The sequence below is a fragment of the Dyadobacter sp. 676 genome (genome assembly GCF_040448675.1).
Classification (GTDB): Bacteria; Bacteroidota; Bacteroidia; order Cytophagales; family Spirosomataceae; genus Dyadobacter.
In genome coordinates this window covers 5,517,781-5,536,064 of record NZ_CP159289.1, presented here as the reverse complement: position 1 = coordinate 5,536,064, position 18,284 = coordinate 5,517,781, and the positions used below count along the sequence as shown (strand labels likewise).

The window sequence follows — 18,284 nt, the reverse complement described above, 5'->3', positions numbered from 1 at the left end:
TAGAATTCTCTTATCTATGACTTTAGGGCGTTTGCACGGCCAGATGAGATTGCTTTAACAGGGGATCAACGTTTTGGAATATCTATTGAACCGAAGTTGGGAAAGTTTTACTAACAAATAAGACAAAACAAAGGTTTACAGAAGTTTTTCATCAGTTTGGACATTTTGAGTTTGAGATGGATGAAATACTCCCGGTTTGCTGGACAGCCGACGGATGAAATTAAGTTTAATTAGGATGCTTTTGCATTGATCTGGAAAAACAATTCATCGGGAATGTACCCGGTTCCTGTGTGTTTGCGTCGACGGTTGTAAAATTCCACATATGCTTTTACTCCCCGATACAAATCCATCCCGCCATTTGGAGGATTTAAGTATATGTACTCTTGTTTGAGCGACCTCCAAAATCTTTCGATGAAAACATTGTCTAGGGCCCGTCCTTTTCCGTCCATAGAAATTTGTATCCCTTTCTCTAAGAGCGGCTTAATAAAACCCTGACTTGTGAATTGGCTACCCTGGTCGGTATTGAATATTTCGGGCTTTCCCTGTGTACGGATCGTATCCAAAAGCGTTTCCCGGCACCATTCCATACTCATTGTATTGGAGATACTCCATCCCACAATTCGACGGCTGTAAACGTCAATAATGGCGAACATGTACATAAATCCTCTGAACATTGGAATATAAGATATATCGGCTTGCCAGACCTGATTGGGGCGCTCAATCTTCAACCCCTTCAGCAAATATGGATATTTGTAATCTGTTGGTTTGGATTTGCTTAGATTGCGCTTGGGATAAATTGTGCGCAAATTCATAAGTCTATAAAGTCTTCTCACCCGCTTCACACCAACAGGATATCCCAGTCCGATCAGGTAATCACGCATGCGTTCTACGCCATAAAACGGGCACTCTAGAAACTGGCGATCAATGGCCTTCATCAATCGCTGGTTTAACAGAGACTGACCTCTCGGCCTAAAGTAATAGCTACTACGCTGTAAACCAATCAATTTGCACTGTGCCGAGACGCTTAGCTCAGGGTACTCAGGGGAAACAAGTCCGCGTTTCTCCATAACACTCATTTCCCCAAGACCTTTTTTAAAAAATCGACTTGGACTTGAAGTTCACCGATTTTAGAATACAATTCCTTCTCTTTTGTGTTTTCGGATTCATTACCAGTGGTGGGTGCCTCTTTACTGAAAACTAATTCAGCCTTTTCCAGAAACTCTCGCTTCCAGGCAGCTATCTGTGTTGGATGAATCTCGTACTTGGAGGCCAATTCCTGCACGGTCTGAACCTCTTTAATCGCTTCAATAGCCACTTTGGCTTTGAAGCTCGCACTGAATTTTCTACGTTCCTTTTTCATAGTCAGCTACTAAGTTAGAAATTTAAGCAGCTGTCCAGATTTCTGGGAGTATTATAGGATGTAATTTTAGTGCGCAGGGAAGGCGTAGAGAATAGGGCCGGGCAAACGATACCGCTGGCATCCTGTTTTTCAAAGTTGAAATATATTGTGTCGCTTAACTGTACGGTCTCGTTACGAAATTGAAAGCTTCCTCCAACTGAAAGGGAATCAAGCCCTTCAATCGTTGCGATTATTACATTCTTTAATTCCGTGTTGCGGTCCATGAATGTGGAACCTACATCCCTATTCGTGACCTGAATGATCAGACTAGCCTTACCATTACAAGGAGTTGGGGATAACACCACACCCGTATACTGTCGGCACGCCGTGTCGTCGTCTTTACAGCGCCAGGCAATTATAATAGTACCAATTAGAACAATTAGAAAGAGTAGAAACTTTGGCTTTTTCATGGTTACAGTTGTTGAATTTGCGAGATATGAATGCTCATTGGATGGAAAACACCCGGAATCGTCCATGTTCTCCTTGGATCTCAATGAAGTACTACGTGTGATCACACCAGATGGTCATAAATTGCAAACACTTGAAAAATTTCTTGAAACGCCTATCTTGATTCAAATAGTCTGAACATCTTCTGCTTCGGATTCCGAGATTGTACCCAATTCTGTCTAATAAATATTTACTACACCAGCAGCATCATGGGGTACTCCAACTTCCATCGTACGTCTTATATCGTTCTTAGCAATATCGCTATCTGGCTGCACGGACGATTGTAAGTGTCCCGAAACGACAGACAGTTTGAAATTAGAGATTAAACCTTAATTTTAAACTGATGAAAAAGACGAGATTTACAGAGACGCAGCGGGGTGGCCCGTGCCATCGTTTCGATCCTCAAACAGCAGGAAGCTGGCATCCCGACCAAGGAGATTTGCCGGCAGCATGGCATTTCCGAGGCCACATTTTATAATTGGAAAAGCCGTTACGGTGGCATGGAAGCGTCTGACGTCAAGCGGTTGAAGGATTTGGAGGAGGAGAATTCGCGATTGAAAAAGCGGCCGCCGCTGCGGATGTTCGCCGACCTGAGCCTTGATAACCAGATTTTGAAGGAGATCTTCGCAAAAAAGGGCTGGGCTCTGCCGCAAAAAGGGAATTGACAGAGGAGATTGTTCGCGAGCACGACATCGCTGTGAGCAGAGCCTGTAAAATCGTTAGCCTTGTTCGCTCTCAATATTATTACAGCAGTAAGAAAGATGATTCTGAGGTAATTGAGTCGTTGCAGGACTTGGCATTCAAACACCCTTCATACGGGTTTAGAAAGCTGTTTGCCTACCTGCGAAGATCAGGTAAGCCATGGAGCGGTGCGCCGCTGCGCTCATAAACGAGTTCACCGCATTTATCAAGTTTTGAAGCTGAATAAGAGGCGAAAGGGAAAGCGGCGATTACCCGATCGGGTTAGGCAACCGTTAGCACAGCCTGCACAGGTAAATGAAGTATGGAGTGTCGATTTTATGCGGACGCCGCGCGGAGCGATAGTATGATTGGCAACCGCAAGTTTCGCACCGCACCGGCGGCCCGGATTTAATGTTATCGACGACTGCTCGCGGGAGGCTCTGGCCATAGATGTGGATACTTCACTCTCTTCAAAGCGAATTATCAGAACTTTAAATAGGCTCGGCGAAAGCAGAGGGTTCCCAAAGGTGATCCGATCGGATAATGGGCCAGAATTCACCCGCTGCGGCGGGCCGCTCCAAAGATTTCGCAATCTGGTGTGAGGAGAAAGGGATAGAAACCAGATTTATACAGCCAGGCAAGCCAACGCAAAACGGCTATATCGAACGATTTAATCGACTGTGCCGAGAAGCAGTATTAGACGCTTATTTGTTCTTCGACCTGGATCAGGTCCGGCAATTAACAACGGAATGGATTGAAGAATATAACCAGCGACGACCACACGAAGGACTGGGCAATTTGACACCATTTGAATGGAAGGAATCGCTGGCGAAAAAGAAAATTCACCAACAAATGACTGTCTGAGAAACGGGGTACTTACATGCCTGAGTGATGATGAACTCAAAGCACTCAAAACGACGGAATGGAGCCCCAGATTGCAACGCGTTGTGGATGGCTTCCTTTTCATGTGCTACACTGGGTTGCACATTGCAGATTATCAAAAACTTAACAACAATAACGTCCGAAACTATCAAGGGCAAAAATTCATTGAATATCGACGTCAAAAAAATGACCAGCCTGCAATAGTCCCCATTGGTAAAGAGGCCCAGGCACTTATAGATAAATATGGATCGGTTGACGACTTGCCTCGGATCAGCTCGCAAAAGCAGAACGATTACTTAAAGGTTATCGCCGAGCGAATTGGAACCGACAAACACCTGACAAATAAAGTCGCACGTAAAACATTCACGGATATGTCGATCAATCAGAGAGGGATGTCGTTCGAGGCAGTCGCAAGCATGCTTGGACACGCATCTACCGACTTTGTTAAAGTGTACGGTCGGGTACGAGAGAATCGAATTTTTGCCGAATGGAGAGGATAAACAGTACTCACTTGAAACTAAACAAACAATGGTCAGAATAGAATCAACCGATACAGTTTTAGCTAGTGTTATTGACTACGTTAATGGTACAGATAGAGAAATTAACGTCACCGTGGCCCTAAGCGGAATGTTAGTTTCCGGCCGAATGGTGAGCGGACACAGGTTCATGAAGCATGTGATGGATAAAATAGTAATAGATCAGCCTTACAGCTCGGAAATCAAAGACGAAGAGAACAAGAATCTCGAAATCTACTTCGGCGCGCTCAAAAGGAAGTACATGGACGCTACGAAGTATTTTGGAGAGGCTGGCTTTATTCATCTGCTGGATGCCAAGTTCCATAATGGATCAGGAAAGGATCTCGGTCGACGTCCAGCGCATTTTTGGCGCGGTGACCTCGAACAGGTTGTAGGTTTTTATTTCGATTGATACGTCACGGGTGGTCGTCAAGAGGCGGCCACTCCTATCCTAACGCATTAATCCACTACTAACCCAACGATCGATGAATACAAACCTCAAATCAGCGCAAGCGCCACCAAGTGCGCCTATGGGCCCGATTCCCGGTGAAATACGAGATGCAATTGACGATTTCTTTATCTCCCATCCAGACCCGGCAGAAGTTGACATGCTGCTCTGGCGAATGTTCTACCATGCAACCATGTACGACCAAAATAAAAACGGCGCTGTGGGATTCCTTGAAGATTACGGAGACTTGCACGGCAGTTTGAAGAAGCTGCTTAGCCGACTGAGGCCCCTCGGCGCACAAGTAGTCGCCTCCAATCCGCCCTGAATTGCTTACTGCCGGAAACCACAAAAGCACCGGCATAGACCAGTGCTTTTGTGTGCAAAAAAGAGTGTAAATTTCGTAATGAGCTGATTATCAGCATTGTTTGTGCACCCGAAGGGTGCAACGCATTATGTATAACACCCTGCAAAACAACATATTACCTGCAACTTTGCTCAACCGCTCTCGATTTGCTCTCTTGAATTTTTCCGTCGTCCAAACCTAGCAATGAAGATATCTCTATTTCGGCAGAAATCCAGAATAAATTTCATTCTGCAAACATAAATATGCGGTATCAGGGAATGTGTCGAATCACACCGAGCTTGATTAGTAATTAAAACAAAGATGACGCATTCAATTCAGCAATTAATGTCCTATCTTCAATATAGGACATTAATACCTGAGACTCAATAGTTTATGACAGCATACGAGAGAATAAAACAGAGCTTCGAAAAAGCAAGGCTCAATGCAAACATTAAATGCTCAATTAACCGACGTCCAACAAGGCCAGGTAACCATTACTTGTCAATTTTCTTCTGCTCTTACGCAACAGTATGGCTATTTTCATGCCGAAGTCTCGACGAGTATTGTCGATAGCGCCTGCGGCTACGCAACACTCACCATGATGCGGAAAATGCCGAAGTTTTGGCAGTTGAATTTAACGTAAATTTTTTAAGGCCTGCCAACACGGATAAGCTCCTTGCAATAGGGAAAGTACTGAAATCCGGGAAAACTCTGACCGTCGGTGAAGGATATGTCTACGATTCGGATCAAAATATACTGATTGCAAAAATGACTGCCACAATGATTTCAGTATATTAAACTTATATTCCCATCTGTCAACCTAATAGCTACTACGACCAAAAGCTATTTATAGCGTCTATGATAATTGTGGGAACGGCCAAGTTTGCACTTCGGACGGCAATTCTACAATAAAATGATCGTCCTTAAACTTATGTATAAATCTCCAAAAATCTGTATTGCGTTGTTGTATATCACAAGCGCTGAACTTTAAAATTAGATTTACAGTAGATCAATGTAGAATTAAAGTGCGTGGCATAGGTTCATTCGGCTCCATTATACCTCTGATGAGCGGGAATGATTCTGGGGCTGACCAAAAGATATTGCCATCGGGCGTCTTTTGGGTTCCTTTGGACATATTTTCAGTGCAGACAGTCCTCAGCACATGAAATTCCCTTTTTCGTAGCCTTATCAGATACTAGGGTTCACAATTTTTAGCGATATGGTATTTCCGCCTGCGCGGGTAATCCGCACCACGTAAACACCTGCCCGCAACCCTTTCACGTCGATATCTTTTCAGAGATCTGCATTGCCTGGTTTCTTCCGATCGAATATTGTTTTACCCGTTAAATCATCGATTTATGTACGTTCAACTGCGCTGATGTCGTCAACATCCAGCGTGAGTTTGTCAGCCACCGGGTTCGGATAAATGATTGTCTTCACCGGTATATCGAAGTGAACGTTCTGAACGCGGCTATAACCGAAAGTCAAATCCCGGTCAATCAAGAAGAGGGAGCTGATTTTATTATGATCGCCTGCAATACAGTGCACAAGGTTGCTGACTACATCCAATCCCAAATCAGCATCCCACTGCTTCATATTGCAGATCTGTGCGCCGGTTCGATAACCGGCCTCGGCATCCAGACCGTTGGTCTTTTGGGTACCCGACATACGACCGAAGGTAATTTTTCAAAGGTCGGCTTAAAGAGCATTTTGCCATCGAGACCATCGTCCCTGATGAAAAGGAACGTGAATATCTCCATGCTGTCATTGCGGACGAATTTTGTAAAGGGATATTTCTTCCAGAAACAAATGTGAAGATCCTTGCAATCATTGACTCACTGGCCCGCCAAGGCGCCGAAGGGATCATCCTGCGCTGCACCGAATTGCCAATCTTACTCAAACCGGAGGATTGCAACCTTCCCCTATTTGACACCGCTTTCTTGCATGCCAGGGCCGTCCCCGATTGGGCACTAGGCTCCGAATCGCTTCGATCACAATTCAGCATGGATATCCGATGACTGAAATGCCCTTTTTTACGATCCATGGTACAGCTTGTTTTCTGCATCCAGATAGTTACCGAAATTTGCGATCAGATTCTTCTCAAACCACGCATATCTCTTTCCGTTCAGTCAAAGGCGGTCGCTATTGCGATCGATACTGATTCCTTTGTCTGAAAGCAATGAGCCAGACGCGGCGTTCCAACCTTTGATGCATAAGACGCATCTCCAAACATCAGTTTCCCATAGAAAAATGAAACAATACCTTGCGCTACTGACGCTGGCCCTGCTTTGCAGGGCTTGTGACGAAAGAACAAGCTTGCCTCGTGAAGGTAATGACCCTGTATTCGGCAGATTGCAATCCAGCCGGTTCTATTTCGTCGATAAGTCCCACTTTCAAATCGACTATTACTTTAACAAAGCTGGATTACTTGAAAGGGAAGTTCAAATAGGAGATGACGGGTCCGCCCTATTCGAAACGGTTTATCAATATGACAATGGAAATTTAATCGCACAAATGATGCGGACTGCGCCTCGGGTCGCAGCGTTTACATACAACCATCCCAATCCACACTACCAATTAACTGGAAGAAATGACTTCTCTCGCTTCCTGTCAAAAAATAACATCACAGCAATTAAATCCGTGATCGAACATGGGCAACCGTCAAACGAGCTAACGAAGTATTCTTATGAATACTCGGCTACCGGCCTGCCAATCAGAAAATACCATGTGTGGGGCGCTGGAAAAAAAAATCTTGATCAGGAGTTCATATATGACTAGTGCAATGCTGTCGATAACAATCAAAACTTCACCAGGCTGGCACGGCATCTTTATTGGCATAAGTTTGCTACTGGCTGCGTCTCCCGCATACAGTTTACTTGCAAAGCCTAAGCCTGTCAGGTATGAAAAAGTTGCCCTCACCAGATACCAGGACAGTTGCGTGCTAAGGGCAAGCCGGTTAAAGATTGTCATTACCGAAGCATCCGAAGAGCTGTTTATTACTATTAGCGAGAACGGCCAAGCTCCTAAGCGTTTTGTTGAGCGCTATTCGATGTTGCGATTTTCTCCTGACTCCGCACTCCTGGCGGACATCAATGGCGATGACCGGCAGGATATAAAATTAATGTTTCGCGTTGAAGGGGCTTCACCACTGGCAGCTATGGTGAGAAGAAAATTGTATTTGATTTCGGTGGGCAGTACGGGTTATAGTAAAATTTCTTTTATGGATTTTTCTCATGAGCCCGAATACGACTTCAATGACGACGGAAATTTTGAAATAGTTGGCAAGGAATTAGTTACCTATCAGGATCACAGTTATTGGAAATACGAGTTATATTCTCTTTCGCAAGGAAAGCTGGTCAATTGCAGCCTCAGGTACGGATATCCGAGATTGGTGCGTTTCCTTAAAAATGGGAAAGGTGGGCCTGCTCATGTACCTGCGCTAATAAGGAAAATTTCAAGGGAGCCGCGAGAGTTTAATCAACAGTTCTGAAACCAGCGAATATGTCCGACATTTTGTCTCATTCCTCGCATGGGCCAACCAACACAGATCCGGTGGACAAGCGCAATGTTGCCAATATCATCAGCGGTATCCGGCGATACTATCCAGTATCAGACCGCTCCATCGACGAGCTGATTCCCCACCTCGCCCCCAGGTATCTGCCCAAGCACCATATCCTGACGTCGCCCGGCGTGCGGGACAATTTTGTGTATTTCATCGAGCAGGGCTGCGCACGCACATACATGCTCATTAACGGCAAGGAGGTAACCAACTGGTTCAGTAAAGAAGGCGACATCACCTTTTCCTCCCATTCGCTCTACCACCGGATGCCTGGGCTTGAATACGTTCAGCTGATGGAAGACTCGCTGATCTACCTCATGCGCATTGAGCAATTGAACAAACTCTACCAAACAAACATCGAAATTGCGAACTGGTCCAGGGTGATCCACCAAGAGGTACTGCTGCAAATGCAGACGCTGCGCCTGGACCGGTTGTCGCTGACCGCCAAGGAACGGTATGAGAAATTTCTCGCGCAAAACCGAGGACTGATCCACCGCGTCAACCTGGGCTTCATTGCCTCCTATCTCGGTATGACGCAGCAGCATTTGAGTGTTTTGCGAGCGGAAGGATGAATTTAAGATAGATGAAAAGTTATGGACAATGCGGGCTGTAATTTGCAGCCCAAACCACCACACATATGAAAACCGAACTGGAAAAATGCCTGGATGGCGATCTATTCAATACCGCCAATCCAGAAATCCTGGCCTGCATTCATCACGCACGCAAGCTATGCGGAGAATATAACCTGCTGCCTGCCGACGACAAAACGGCCCGGCAACAGGTCCTGACCAGACTACTGGGCAAAACAGGCGCCAACGTCAATATTGACATCCCCTTTTATTGCGACTATGGAAGGCACATTTCGGTGGGAGACAATGTGATTATCAACATGAACTGCACCCTGGTGGATTGCAACCGAATCACCATCGGGAACAATGTGTTGATCGCCTCCAATGTCCAGATTTACACGGCTACCCACCCTGTCGCCCCTGACCAGCGGCTGGTAGAGAACTGGGATAAAAATGCATCCATTCCATTTTTTCGAACCTATGCATTGCAAGTTATCATCGAAGACAATGTGTGGATCGGCGGCGGGGCCATCATCCTGCCGGGCGTTACGATCGGCCGCAATTCAGTCATTGGCGCCGGCAGCGTCGTGACCAGGTCGATACCCGCCAACTCGGTCGCGGTCGGCAATCCCTGCCGCGTTATCCGCGAAGTTCAAGTTTAATTTCCCGATTCTTTATGTCGGAATGAGTTCAACTGCCTCTAAAAGGCGTACGGGAAAGCTATTTCCCGTACGCCCGACTAATGCGCGGTCCCGGAAACATCCAACGGTCGGCGCAAACACGCAAAGCGATGAAAATTGTATATGAAAAGAAAATTCCCCGCCGAAACATCAGGCGGGTGTTGCTGGGTTGCATCACCTTGGCGCTACTGTTCGCAGGTGGCCTTTGGCTGACGCCAGCTCCCGAGCGTGCCCGGTATTTATCAGCGCCGTTTCGCCGATCCGAAGACAGCGCACGGGTTTCATGCGGGGGGCTAACTTTGGTGCTGTCCGAAAGTAAAGATCGCTGCCTGAACATCCAAATCGCACGAAACGGAAAGTATGTCTCCCGGTTCCGGGACAGTACGATCCGGTTGGCACATTGCCCTGATTCGGTGCAAATAGCCGACATCAATGGCGACAAGCAGCCGGACGCCAAGCTGACTTTCGGTCAAGCTGACGATCACCCTGGTGTTGTTGCCATGAAACAAGTTTACCTGATCAGCGGCCAGTCATACTCCATATACTCATGGGTTGATTTTTCCAATTACCTGGAGACAGATTTTAACGGCGATCATGCTTTTGAGCTGATTTGCACCGACTCGACGATTTTTAACAACCAGCCGTATTACAAAACGGAAATTTACGCCTTTTCGGGCGATAAGCTCACTAATGTAAGCCTGGTATACGGCTACCCCAAACTCACCCGCATCGACAAATCGCCAGCGCTCATCCATCCCATACTAACTGAAAGCGACCGGAGACGCCTTCTCTCCGACCGGCCTCGGCAATTTAAGTTTCGCTGATCGGCAGAGACGCGAACCTTTTTTAATATCGACTCTTTTACCCGGCCGTATTGGGCCTGATAACTAACCCCTACCTAGCTGCCAAAATCACCTCCGTTTTTGCCTGCACTATGATGAAGTAAAATACATGTAGTCATCCTGGTATCCCGCACCACCTCCAAAAGTCACAGAGATCCTCTAGCGGGTTCAGCCAATTTCTGAAAAGCCGTTTTTGGGGCGAAGCATCAAATCGTCGGGGATGCGCATTTATATAAAAAGAAATACGCCGATTTGAACCAGTTCAAGTGCCGTCAGAAATGCAGTCGCGAAATTTGGAGCATGTTTAACCATTAACCATGAAAAACCATGTCAGCTTTTGCATTATTTGACAATTTAGTCGTGACGAATCCTTGCGGAACTTCGGCGGAAATACCGGGCGGTGGGCGGAAGAATACGCCATACAGCGGGCAAATGGACGCCCACCTATCTGGTAATGATCGAATTCGTGGATTTCGATAGGGCTAACGAATGGTACGATTCGGCCGAATATGCCGCACTCAAAGCAAGGCGGCCTGTCGCGGTACAGACTGACGCTATTATATTTGAAGGGTTATCATGACATAACAACCCCTATGAGCAACGATCTTTTGATCGATTCCATTCGCCGGCACGCCGCGTTTACGCCGACGGAAGCAACACTGATCGGACAAGCGTGCAAGCTGCGGAGCTACTCGAAAGACAGCTGGCTGGTCATCCCCGGCGAAGTGTGCGCCCATGCGATTTTCATTCTCGATGGCTGTGTGAAGACCTATTTTGCCGATCTGAACGGGCAGGAACACATTATCCAGCCAGGCAACAGCGGGTGGTGGGGCCGGGACCTGCGGAGTTTCTGTCACCAGGTGTCAGGCCGCTGACCTGTGAAGCGATCGAGGATGTAAAGGCTTTGCTGCTTCCGCACAACCGGTTGCAGCAGCTATACCAAACGGTTCCGGCCATGAAGCGGTATTTCCGAATCGTCACTCAGAATGCGTTCGCCAACTTCCAGGAACGGATGTTTCAAAACTTGTCGATGAATGCGCAGGCGCGCTATGTCGCGTTCCGGGATGCGTACCCGTTTCTCGAATCGCGGCTGCCGCAAAAGGAAGTGGCAGCTTACCTGGCATGTCGGCAGAGTTTTCAAGTAAAATCAAAAAGTATTTGCGGACTGATTAGTGCGTTAATATCAAAAGTATGAAAAAGCTGTACTGGACAGCCTTCGCGCAGATGAACGTTTACTCAAACCTTCTTGCCATTACCGGCATCATCGACCGGTTCGGTTGCATTACCCTGGCCAACTGCTTTTCGGACGTCACCATCATTATGGTAATCGAGATCGAACCGTCCCAGGTGGGGCCACTGTACCAAGCACTTTCCGAACAGGTCTTAGTGACCGGCCACGATTTTAAGCGTCCGCCGGGCGAGAAAGAGGTTACTTTGCTGCTCCATATCACGGTTTAACGAAGGGACCGGTGATCTCAAAACTCCGGCCCCCGAAGTTCCGGAATAGCAAAAGTGTTTTCCTGGCTGCTATCTTCATTCACATTCACTGAAAATACCTTGAAAGACACGGATAAACTATTGGCTATGGCCTCGGCAGCATTGCGGAAGGCGGCCGTCAATGACCAGTCCAAGCAGTACATCCTTGGCCATGATCCGCTTTACTAGGTTTTTGCCGAATCTGCCGGCCGGTATGTGGCCGAGGAAACCCTGGAAACCGCCGCAGCACGGGCAGCACATTGTAACCAGTTGGGGCTGGCCGCATCTATCCAGTTCATGGGCGAGAATGTCCGCGACGAGCAGGAAGCCGCCACCGCGACTGCCGCTTTCCTGTCCATTTGCGATCAAATCGCGGTGCGTGGGCTTCGATCGAGTGTGTCGCTCGATTTGTCGCACATCGGCCTGGCGTTGTCGGCCGACCTTTGCGCCGAGCATTTGGCACAAATTTGCGAGAAGGCGCTATCCACGACCCGTATATCCGGCAGGAAGCGGTGAAACTGCTTTCGCAGCACCGGATGCCTGCACAACAATATGAATTCGAATGCCTGCTGGGCATCGCGTCCGACCAACTTATCGAGCTGATGCATGCCGGCCATCCGGCCAAAATCTACATAGTTTACGGCCAAGAGTGGCATCTTTACCTGTGCAACCGCATCGCCGAAAACCCGATGAACCTCTTCCTGGCACTGGAAGATATCATCCCAAACTGAATCGGATGCGCAAACGCTACGTTATCTGCTGCGCCGCGTGGAGCTTACGCAGCATGCTGATCTGTCCGCGGTGGTAGATCTCATCTTCGGCCATGTGGTAAAGCGCCCACGCCAGATTACAGCCCGTCTGCTCATCATAATAGCCGTCGATTTTCTGCGTCAGCTCTTCGAAGCTCAAATCCCGGATACTGTCGATCAGCATCTGGCGGGAGGTGGTCAGGTTCCCGATGTAATCCTCGATCGCTTTACCGGTCATGAGCTTGGGAATGTGCTCGCCCATGTCAAGGGCGGGCGTCCAAAAGTCGTTTTCCTCCGCTGTGAGCTTTCTTCCGAGGACAAATTCGATACGGAAAAAGTGCTCGATCGCCTCTATATGCGACAGCAGCGCGCCGATCGTATTCCAGCCGGGCGCAAATTGCCAGTCGATCTGAGCTGTTGTCAGCTTTCGAATTGTTTGAATTGTCGTCAGGCGCGTATCCTGTAATATACCGATAAGGTAATCTACCGAATGGTCTTTCGTGTGCCCGAATGTAATGTGAAACTGTCTTTTCATTAACTGAATCGATTCCCCTAAATGCTTGCGATTGGCTATTGAAATGACAATTTTAACGAGAATTTGAAAAAATTTAATTGATTCGACAATGCAAAAAGGAATTCCGAATCTTTAATATCATTCTGCGAGAAAAATATGACTAATTGGGACAGCCATCGAAGCAACACCTTGTTTGGGCGGAGTTGGCTGGAGCGTTTACTTTCACTGGTGGTTTTGTTCAAATATCCGGCTTGTTAAGCATTAATCCCGCCGTCCACCGCAAAACTGCTTCCAGTAATGTAGCCTGCTTCCGGCCCGGACAGGAAGTTCACCATAGCGGCAATTTCCTGTGGTTTCCCTAGCCTTTTAAGTGGAATTGCATTAGTGAATGCCTCACGGACTACTGGGTCGGCGGGCATCATGTCCGTATCGATCGCTCCGGGTTCGACCGTATTCACTGTGATATTGCGGGAGCCAGGTCCCAGGGCAGTCCGCGCGTGTAGCCGCCGATGGCGGCTTTAGTCGCGGCATAATCTGACATGAAGGGGCCTCCGATCCTTCTTCCGCCTACTGAGCCGATATTGATAATCCTGCCACCGTCCGGAATATGTTTCACTGCGGCACGCACTGCTTCGGAAACTGCTCGGATGTTCACGTCTAGCTGACGGTCATAGTCCCCCGACTTTTCGGTAGCTTGGTCCAGTGGTCCCGCGACTGCGATGGCGGCATTATTGACTAGGATATCGATTTTTCCGAAGTTCTCGACGGTCCGGTTTATGGCCTTGGTCAACGCTCCACGCTGCGCTGCGTCTGCTTTGATCCCCAGAGCACTGCCCCCGATTTCGCTGATTTCGTCAGTCAACTTCTTGGCCTTCTGCTCTGAGCTGACATATGTGAATGCGACACTTGCGCCCTCCGAGGCAAGTCTTCTGACAATCGCTTCGCCCATCCCACGCGTTCCGCCGGTTACAAATGCCACTTTTCCTGTTAGTGTTTTCATTATAAAAGTCGTTTATATTGGAACTATAATTCCAATATAAAAATACTGGAATTATAGTTCCAATATTTTCGTATTTTATCAGGACCGTATCAATTTAGCGCTAATTCACAATGTAAATGGCTAGAAACCGGAACTTCGAGGAGCATGAAATTTTAGATAAGGCAATCGAGCTATTCAAGGTTCGCGGATACCGCGGTACTACACCGGATGATCTGGTGAACACGTTAGGCATCAGCAGGTCGAGCCTGTACAACACTTTTGGGGACAAGCATTCATTGCTGCTCAAAGCACTTCTCAGGTATCACCAGAAGACAGTCGTTTCTTTGCAAGAAATTATTGCGAACACCCGGGAGCCGTTGGCGGGCATCAGACTGATTTTTAAATTATCGATCGAGGGCACGTATCCGGGGGGTATACCTGAGGGCTGTTTTTTAATCAACTCGATTATAGAGTTTGGTCCCGACGAGCCGGCAGCAGTTGAAATCGTCAAGAAAAGTATGGATGCTACCAGGAGGGCGTTATTGCACTTTGTGGCCGATGGCAAAAAAACGGGGCAGTTTTTTGACAGCCTTGATGCTGAGACTATGGCGGACTATTTACAGAACTGTATTAATGGGATCGTTGTCTCGGCCAAAGCCGGAATGAGCCAGGCCGCTTGTGAACGAATGGTTGAAAGCACACTGCTATTCCTGCATTAATAAATAGGCTTTTGGATCATATATTAGCTTACGTTCTAACAGCGATCAGCGCTTTGTGCCTTTACCAGTGATCACCTTATGATGGTTTTCTCCCCACCGGATCATATCTAATATCAGCTTCCCATATTCAAGAGCGTATTGGGTGAACTCGTATTCGATAGTCGCCGTAAAATCGGGATCGACATTCCTGACGATCAATTTATTGTCTTCCAATTCTTTCAAACTTCTGGACAACATCCGTTTGGTGATGCCAGGTATACTGTGTTGAATATCGGTAAACCGTTTGTTCCCTTTACAAATGGAATGGATGATCGGCAGTTTCCATTTACCGCCGATCACGTAGATCGTATCCTGCAACGCCCTGATCTGGGACTGAATTTGGGCTGCGTTTTCCTTTGGGCACATAACCGGAAAGGTATCAACGGTGATACCTGCGGCAAAGTTAAGCAGAAGTTGCTATAATTTTGCTAGCAGATCCCGGATGGCCAACAAAAGGAAGCCGTAAGCAATCGCAGCCGGGTTGCATCACAAATTGACTTATGAAAGCAATGACAATTAATGGTCACGGAGGAGTTGAGAACTTCGCTATGGCACTGGTGCCTATTCCGCAGATCAAAGACGACGAGGTTCTGGTGCGGACTAAGGCAATCAGCATCAATCCGGCCGACACCATCGTCCGTAGCAACAAGGAAGTAAGCTGGGTGTTCGGCAGCGACCAGCCATTGATTCCCGGATGGGACATCTCTGGCGAGGTCGTTGGGGTCGGTGCCCGGGTTACTGATTTCAAAATGGGCGACCAGGTCTTCGGCGCTTTGCGGCACCCGTACATTGGACGGACTTATGCCGAATATGTAGCTGCCCCCGCGTCAGAGCTGGCACACAAACCCGCCGACATCGGCCATCAGCAGGCTGCCGCTTCCACTCTGGCTGCGCTGACCGCCCTGCAACCGATTCAGAAGATTGGCATCCAAGCGGGTGACCGGGTCCTGGTCACTGCCGCTGGCGGAGGTGTTGGACATTTTGCCGTCCAGTTCGCCAAATATTTTGGCGCGCATGTAATTGCCCTTGCATCGAAGTCAAAAAAGGACTTTGTAACCTCATTGGGTGCCGATGAATTTGTCGACTACCAGCAAGGCCGATTCGAGCACCGTATTGCTGATGTCGATCTTGTCGTAGAGGCGGTCAAACAGGATGGGCATATCCATAGAACCATGCAGGTCGTCAAGCCGGGTGGTTCATTGATCAGCCTTTGGTCGCATGTTAGCAAAGAAGAAAAAGCGGAGGCTGACCGCCTGAATGTGAAAGCATTCTATAATATGGTATTATCAAATGGACAGGACATGAAGCTCATTGCGAAACTGTTATCCGAAGCAAAACTCGTGCCGCATGTGGCAGCGACCTATCCGCTTGAAGCAATGGCCGATGCGCATCGGGAAATCGAAAAGGGGCACACCCAAGGAAAAATTGTAGTCTCTTTTGAGTAAGCGTCCAATGCATTCAGGCTATGAAAGTAACCATGTGTGAGTCAAACAAGGCCGGGGACGATTTGCTGGCGCCCAAAGGGTCAATCGTTCAAAAACGAGCTCCACTTGTCCGAATCCGGACGAATTCCAAGCTGCTATTGCCGGCCAAGCCCGATTTTCAGCCATGGTACAAGTATTGAAGTAAATAATACTTAATACTTCGTATTATTTAGCCATCCAATGAAAACACTGATTGTCTTTTTGACCCATATTTATTTTAGTTTTGCCAATCTGCTCTATGCCCAGCCCCGTCTTCAACAGATTGACAGTCTGATAGAAGGGAAATTTGACAATGGAGAACTGGCAGGTAATATTCTAATCGCTCAAAAGGGAGCCCTCATCTACCAGAAATCACTCGGGATGGCGGATGTTGCAAATCGGGTGCCGCTCGATGAACAATCAACCTTTTCATTAGCCTCCGTCTCTAAAATATTTACCTCCGTGGCTATCCTCCAATTGAAACAGAAGGGGAAACTCAAGCTGGATGATCCCGTAAAAAAACACCTCCCCGCTTTCCGCTATTCGCAGATAACCATCCGGCATTTGCTCTCTCATACTTCAGGATTAGCTGACTATCAGATGTTGGAAAAACCATACACGGCCGATACCGGTAAAATATTCACAATCGCCGATTTAGTGCCAGCCATCAATCAGTCCGACCAAGCGATTCTTTTTAATCCCGGGGAAAAGTGGAGCTATTCCAACAGCGGCTACGGTTTACTAGCTTTGATTGTTGAAAAGGTCAGTGGGCTTCCCTTTCCATCCTACCTGGCCAGGCACATTTTTCAGCCGGCCGGTATGAATCATACCTACATCAGCACCCCGCTTCTGAACGTCGCGGACATGCATCGGGTGAAAGGCTACGATACTCCTAACTATGCTCCCTGGCTCAGACAGCGAGTCGATTCACTGCCACGAAACCGCATCGAGCTGCATAATCTGGGCGGATTGATTGGGCAAGGAAATGTGATTAGTACGACCGGTGATCTACTCTTATTTGATCGGGCACTATATGGATCTAAACTTCTCAAGCCCTCGACCTTACAAGAAGCCTTCAAGCCAGCCCGGCTCGCTAGTCAGAAGTTCGCTACCACCGGATGGGGAAACACGTCCGCGTATTACGGGCTGGGCTGGATGATATTAAAAGATACGACTTATGGTAAAGTGGTTTTCCACAGCGGTGGAATGCCCGGAGCTGTTACGTTGTTTTTGCGTAACGTCACGAAAGACCAAACCGTGATCCTGCTCAATAATGTAACGCACCGGGGCACCCACGCCATAGGGGTTAGTTTGTTTCAAGTGTTGAATGGAGGGTCCCCTGTGGCGGATAAACAATCTTTGGCGAACCTCTACGCACGAACCCTGATCAAAACCAATGCCGCCTCGGCATTGGAAAAACTCAGCTCCTGTAAAACGGATACAGCTCATTACTATCTGAGCGAGCAAGAGATGAACCGGTTGGGGCTGCAAATGTTCTATGATGGGTATCAACCGGCGGGTTTGGAGGTCTTGCGGCTAAATACGGTTTTGTCTCCTGCCAGTTGGAACGTTTACGACAGTTATGCAGAGGCGTTAAAAGCAGTCGGGCACCGAGAAGAAGCCATTCTCATGTATCGTAAATCATTGGAGCTAAATCCGAAAAACAAAGGTGCTGAACGAGCGTTGGCAGAGTTGATAGCGAATAACGAGTAAAGCCGTGCTTGCCGAGCTTGGTTGCCTCAAACGTTTGGGCGGGAGCGTCGGCAATGTTAATTAGGTGCCTCCAAAAAGCAGGGCGCATCTGCAAAGACGAATTCATATTCCGGCTATTTTTTTGCGCTGTCTCCACACAGGTCAGTGGTGTCAAATCATTGGGACTACCTGATGTGCCTTTTTGAAATATCACCAAGCCAATCCGTACAACCGCATTCCTGACTTGCCTAAATCTACCTACGCTAATAGTTATACGTTTTAAATCGA

The 18,284-nt window shown here is 47.7% G+C and carries 23 protein-coding genes and 3 pseudogenes; 20 read left to right on the top strand and 6 right to left on the bottom strand.

Annotated features, from left to right (window positions below):
* Positions 1-230 precede the first annotated feature (230 nt).
* Positions 231-1,067 carry an IS3 family transposase gene (locus tag ABV298_RS24605; protein WP_353723174.1) on the bottom strand — a complete coding sequence of 279 codons (837 nt, stop codon included), beginning with the start codon at positions 1,065-1,067 and terminating at the stop codon, positions 231-233.
* A gap of 5 nt (positions 1,068-1,072) precedes the next feature.
* Positions 1,073-1,360, bottom strand: coding sequence for a transposase (locus ABV298_RS24600; RefSeq protein WP_353718731.1), 288 nt, complete (start codon positions 1,358-1,360; stop codon positions 1,073-1,075).
* An 829-nt stretch (positions 1,361-2,189) separates the two neighbouring features.
* On the opposite strand from ABV298_RS24600, the pseudogene ABV298_RS24595 reads away from it, so the two are divergent.
* The 14 genes and pseudogenes from ABV298_RS24595 (at position 2,190) to ABV298_RS24530 (ending at position 11,240) form a co-directional block, all read left to right on the top strand.
* Positions 2,190-3,391: pseudogene (locus tag ABV298_RS24595) on the top strand (IS3 family transposase).
* Positions 3,340-3,909: a site-specific integrase gene (locus ABV298_RS24590; protein WP_353718788.1), complete on the top strand. Its 570-nt coding sequence runs from the start codon at positions 3,340-3,342 to the stop codon at positions 3,907-3,909. Before ABV298_RS24595 ends, ABV298_RS24590 begins: the two are co-directional and overlap by 52 nt.
* A 28-nt stretch (positions 3,910-3,937) precedes the next feature.
* Complete coding sequence (locus tag ABV298_RS24585) at positions 3,938-4,336, top strand: hypothetical protein (protein ID WP_353718787.1); 399 nt, start codon at positions 3,938-3,940, stop codon at positions 4,334-4,336.
* A 73-nt stretch (positions 4,337-4,409) separates the two neighbouring features.
* Positions 4,410-4,697: a hypothetical protein gene (locus ABV298_RS24580; protein WP_353718786.1), complete on the top strand. Its 288-nt coding sequence runs from the start codon at positions 4,410-4,412 to the stop codon at positions 4,695-4,697.
* Between the two features lie 594 nt (positions 4,698-5,291).
* Positions 5,292-5,513, top strand: a complete 222-nt coding sequence (locus tag ABV298_RS24575) for a PaaI family thioesterase (protein WP_353723246.1) — start codon at positions 5,292-5,294, stop codon at positions 5,511-5,513.
* Positions 5,514-6,239: 726 nt separating this feature from the next.
* Positions 6,240-6,530, top strand: a complete 291-nt coding sequence (locus tag ABV298_RS24570; protein ID WP_353723245.1) for an aspartate/glutamate racemase family protein — start codon at positions 6,240-6,242, stop codon at positions 6,528-6,530.
* Positions 6,419-6,733 (top strand): annotated as a pseudogene (locus tag ABV298_RS24565) (aspartate/glutamate racemase family protein); the annotation flags it as partial. The gene ABV298_RS24570 and the pseudogene ABV298_RS24565, both read left to right, overlap by 112 nt.
* A 232-nt stretch (positions 6,734-6,965) precedes the next feature.
* On the top strand, positions 6,966-7,493 hold the full coding sequence (locus ABV298_RS24560; protein WP_353718785.1) for a hypothetical protein: 528 nt from the start codon (positions 6,966-6,968) through the stop codon (positions 7,491-7,493).
* Positions 7,494-7,497: 4 nt separating this feature from the next.
* Complete coding sequence (locus tag ABV298_RS24555; RefSeq protein ID WP_353718784.1) at positions 7,498-8,205, top strand: hypothetical protein; 708 nt, start codon at positions 7,498-7,500, stop codon at positions 8,203-8,205.
* Positions 8,206-8,216: 11 nt separating this feature from the next.
* On the top strand, positions 8,217-8,846 hold the full coding sequence (locus ABV298_RS24550; protein ID WP_353718783.1) for a Crp/Fnr family transcriptional regulator: 630 nt from the start codon (positions 8,217-8,219) through the stop codon (positions 8,844-8,846).
* A 65-nt stretch (positions 8,847-8,911) separates the two neighbouring features.
* A complete protein-coding gene (locus tag ABV298_RS24545) occupies positions 8,912-9,505 on the top strand; it encodes a sugar O-acetyltransferase (RefSeq protein ID WP_353718782.1) in 594 nt (197 codons plus the stop codon).
* 128 nt (positions 9,506-9,633) lie between these two features.
* Positions 9,634-10,347: a hypothetical protein gene (locus tag ABV298_RS24540; RefSeq protein WP_353718781.1), complete on the top strand. Its 714-nt coding sequence runs from the start codon at positions 9,634-9,636 to the stop codon at positions 10,345-10,347.
* 385 nt (positions 10,348-10,732) lie between these two features.
* On the top strand, positions 10,733-10,945 hold the full coding sequence (locus tag ABV298_RS24535; protein ID WP_353723244.1) for a DUF1330 domain-containing protein: 213 nt from the start codon (positions 10,733-10,735) through the stop codon (positions 10,943-10,945).
* Positions 10,946-10,958: 13 nt separating this feature from the next.
* A complete protein-coding gene (locus ABV298_RS24530; protein ID WP_353718780.1) occupies positions 10,959-11,240 on the top strand; it encodes a hypothetical protein in 282 nt (93 codons plus the stop codon).
* Between the two features lie 59 nt (positions 11,241-11,299).
* Here ABV298_RS24530 and ABV298_RS24525 read toward each other — a convergent pair whose 3' ends face one another.
* Positions 11,300-11,506, bottom strand: a complete 207-nt coding sequence (locus ABV298_RS24525) for a hypothetical protein (protein WP_353718779.1) — start codon at positions 11,504-11,506, stop codon at positions 11,300-11,302.
* Positions 11,507-11,556: 50 nt separating this feature from the next.
* Between ABV298_RS24525 and ABV298_RS24520 the strand changes: the two genes are divergently transcribed.
* The 3 genes from ABV298_RS24520 (at position 11,557) to ABV298_RS24510 (ending at position 12,572) form a co-directional block, all read left to right on the top strand.
* The gene (locus ABV298_RS24520; RefSeq protein WP_353718778.1) at positions 11,557-11,823 is read left to right on the top strand and encodes a hypothetical protein; all 267 of its coding nucleotides are present in this window, start codon (positions 11,557-11,559) and stop codon (positions 11,821-11,823) included.
* A gap of 234 nt (positions 11,824-12,057) precedes the next feature.
* Positions 12,058-12,357: a hypothetical protein gene (locus tag ABV298_RS24515; RefSeq protein ID WP_353718777.1), complete on the top strand. Its 300-nt coding sequence runs from the start codon at positions 12,058-12,060 to the stop codon at positions 12,355-12,357.
* Complete coding sequence (locus ABV298_RS24510) at positions 12,354-12,572, top strand: proline dehydrogenase family protein (protein ID WP_353718776.1); 219 nt, start codon at positions 12,354-12,356, stop codon at positions 12,570-12,572. The genes ABV298_RS24515 and ABV298_RS24510 overlap by 4 nt, the downstream gene beginning before the upstream one ends.
* Positions 12,573-12,588: 16 nt before the next feature.
* Here the strand turns inward: ABV298_RS24510 and ABV298_RS24505 are convergent, their stop codons facing one another.
* Positions 12,589-13,125: a DinB family protein gene (locus ABV298_RS24505; protein WP_353718775.1), complete on the bottom strand. Its 537-nt coding sequence runs from the start codon at positions 13,123-13,125 to the stop codon at positions 12,589-12,591.
* A gap of 233 nt (positions 13,126-13,358) precedes the next feature.
* Positions 13,359-14,053, bottom strand: a pseudogene (locus ABV298_RS24500) (SDR family oxidoreductase).
* Positions 14,054-14,220: 167 nt separating this feature from the next.
* On the opposite strand from ABV298_RS24500, the gene ABV298_RS24495 reads away from it, so the two are divergent.
* The gene (locus ABV298_RS24495) at positions 14,221-14,802 is read left to right on the top strand and encodes a TetR/AcrR family transcriptional regulator (RefSeq protein WP_353718774.1); all 582 of its coding nucleotides are present in this window, start codon (positions 14,221-14,223) and stop codon (positions 14,800-14,802) included.
* Positions 14,803-14,847: 45 nt separating this feature from the next.
* Here ABV298_RS24495 and ABV298_RS24490 read toward each other — a convergent pair whose 3' ends face one another.
* Positions 14,848-15,207 carry a helix-turn-helix domain-containing protein gene (locus tag ABV298_RS24490; protein WP_353718773.1) on the bottom strand — a complete coding sequence of 120 codons (360 nt, stop codon included), beginning with the start codon at positions 15,205-15,207 and terminating at the stop codon, positions 14,848-14,850.
* Positions 15,208-15,341: 134 nt separating this feature from the next.
* Between ABV298_RS24490 and ABV298_RS24485 the strand changes: the two genes are divergently transcribed.
* A complete protein-coding gene (locus ABV298_RS24485) occupies positions 15,342-16,286 on the top strand; it encodes an NADP-dependent oxidoreductase (RefSeq protein ID WP_353718772.1) in 945 nt (314 codons plus the stop codon).
* A gap of 219 nt (positions 16,287-16,505) precedes the next feature.
* Positions 16,506-18,017: a serine hydrolase gene (locus ABV298_RS24480; RefSeq protein WP_353718771.1), complete on the top strand. Its 1,512-nt coding sequence runs from the start codon at positions 16,506-16,508 to the stop codon at positions 18,015-18,017.
* The last annotated feature ends 267 nt before the right edge of the window (positions 18,018-18,284 follow it).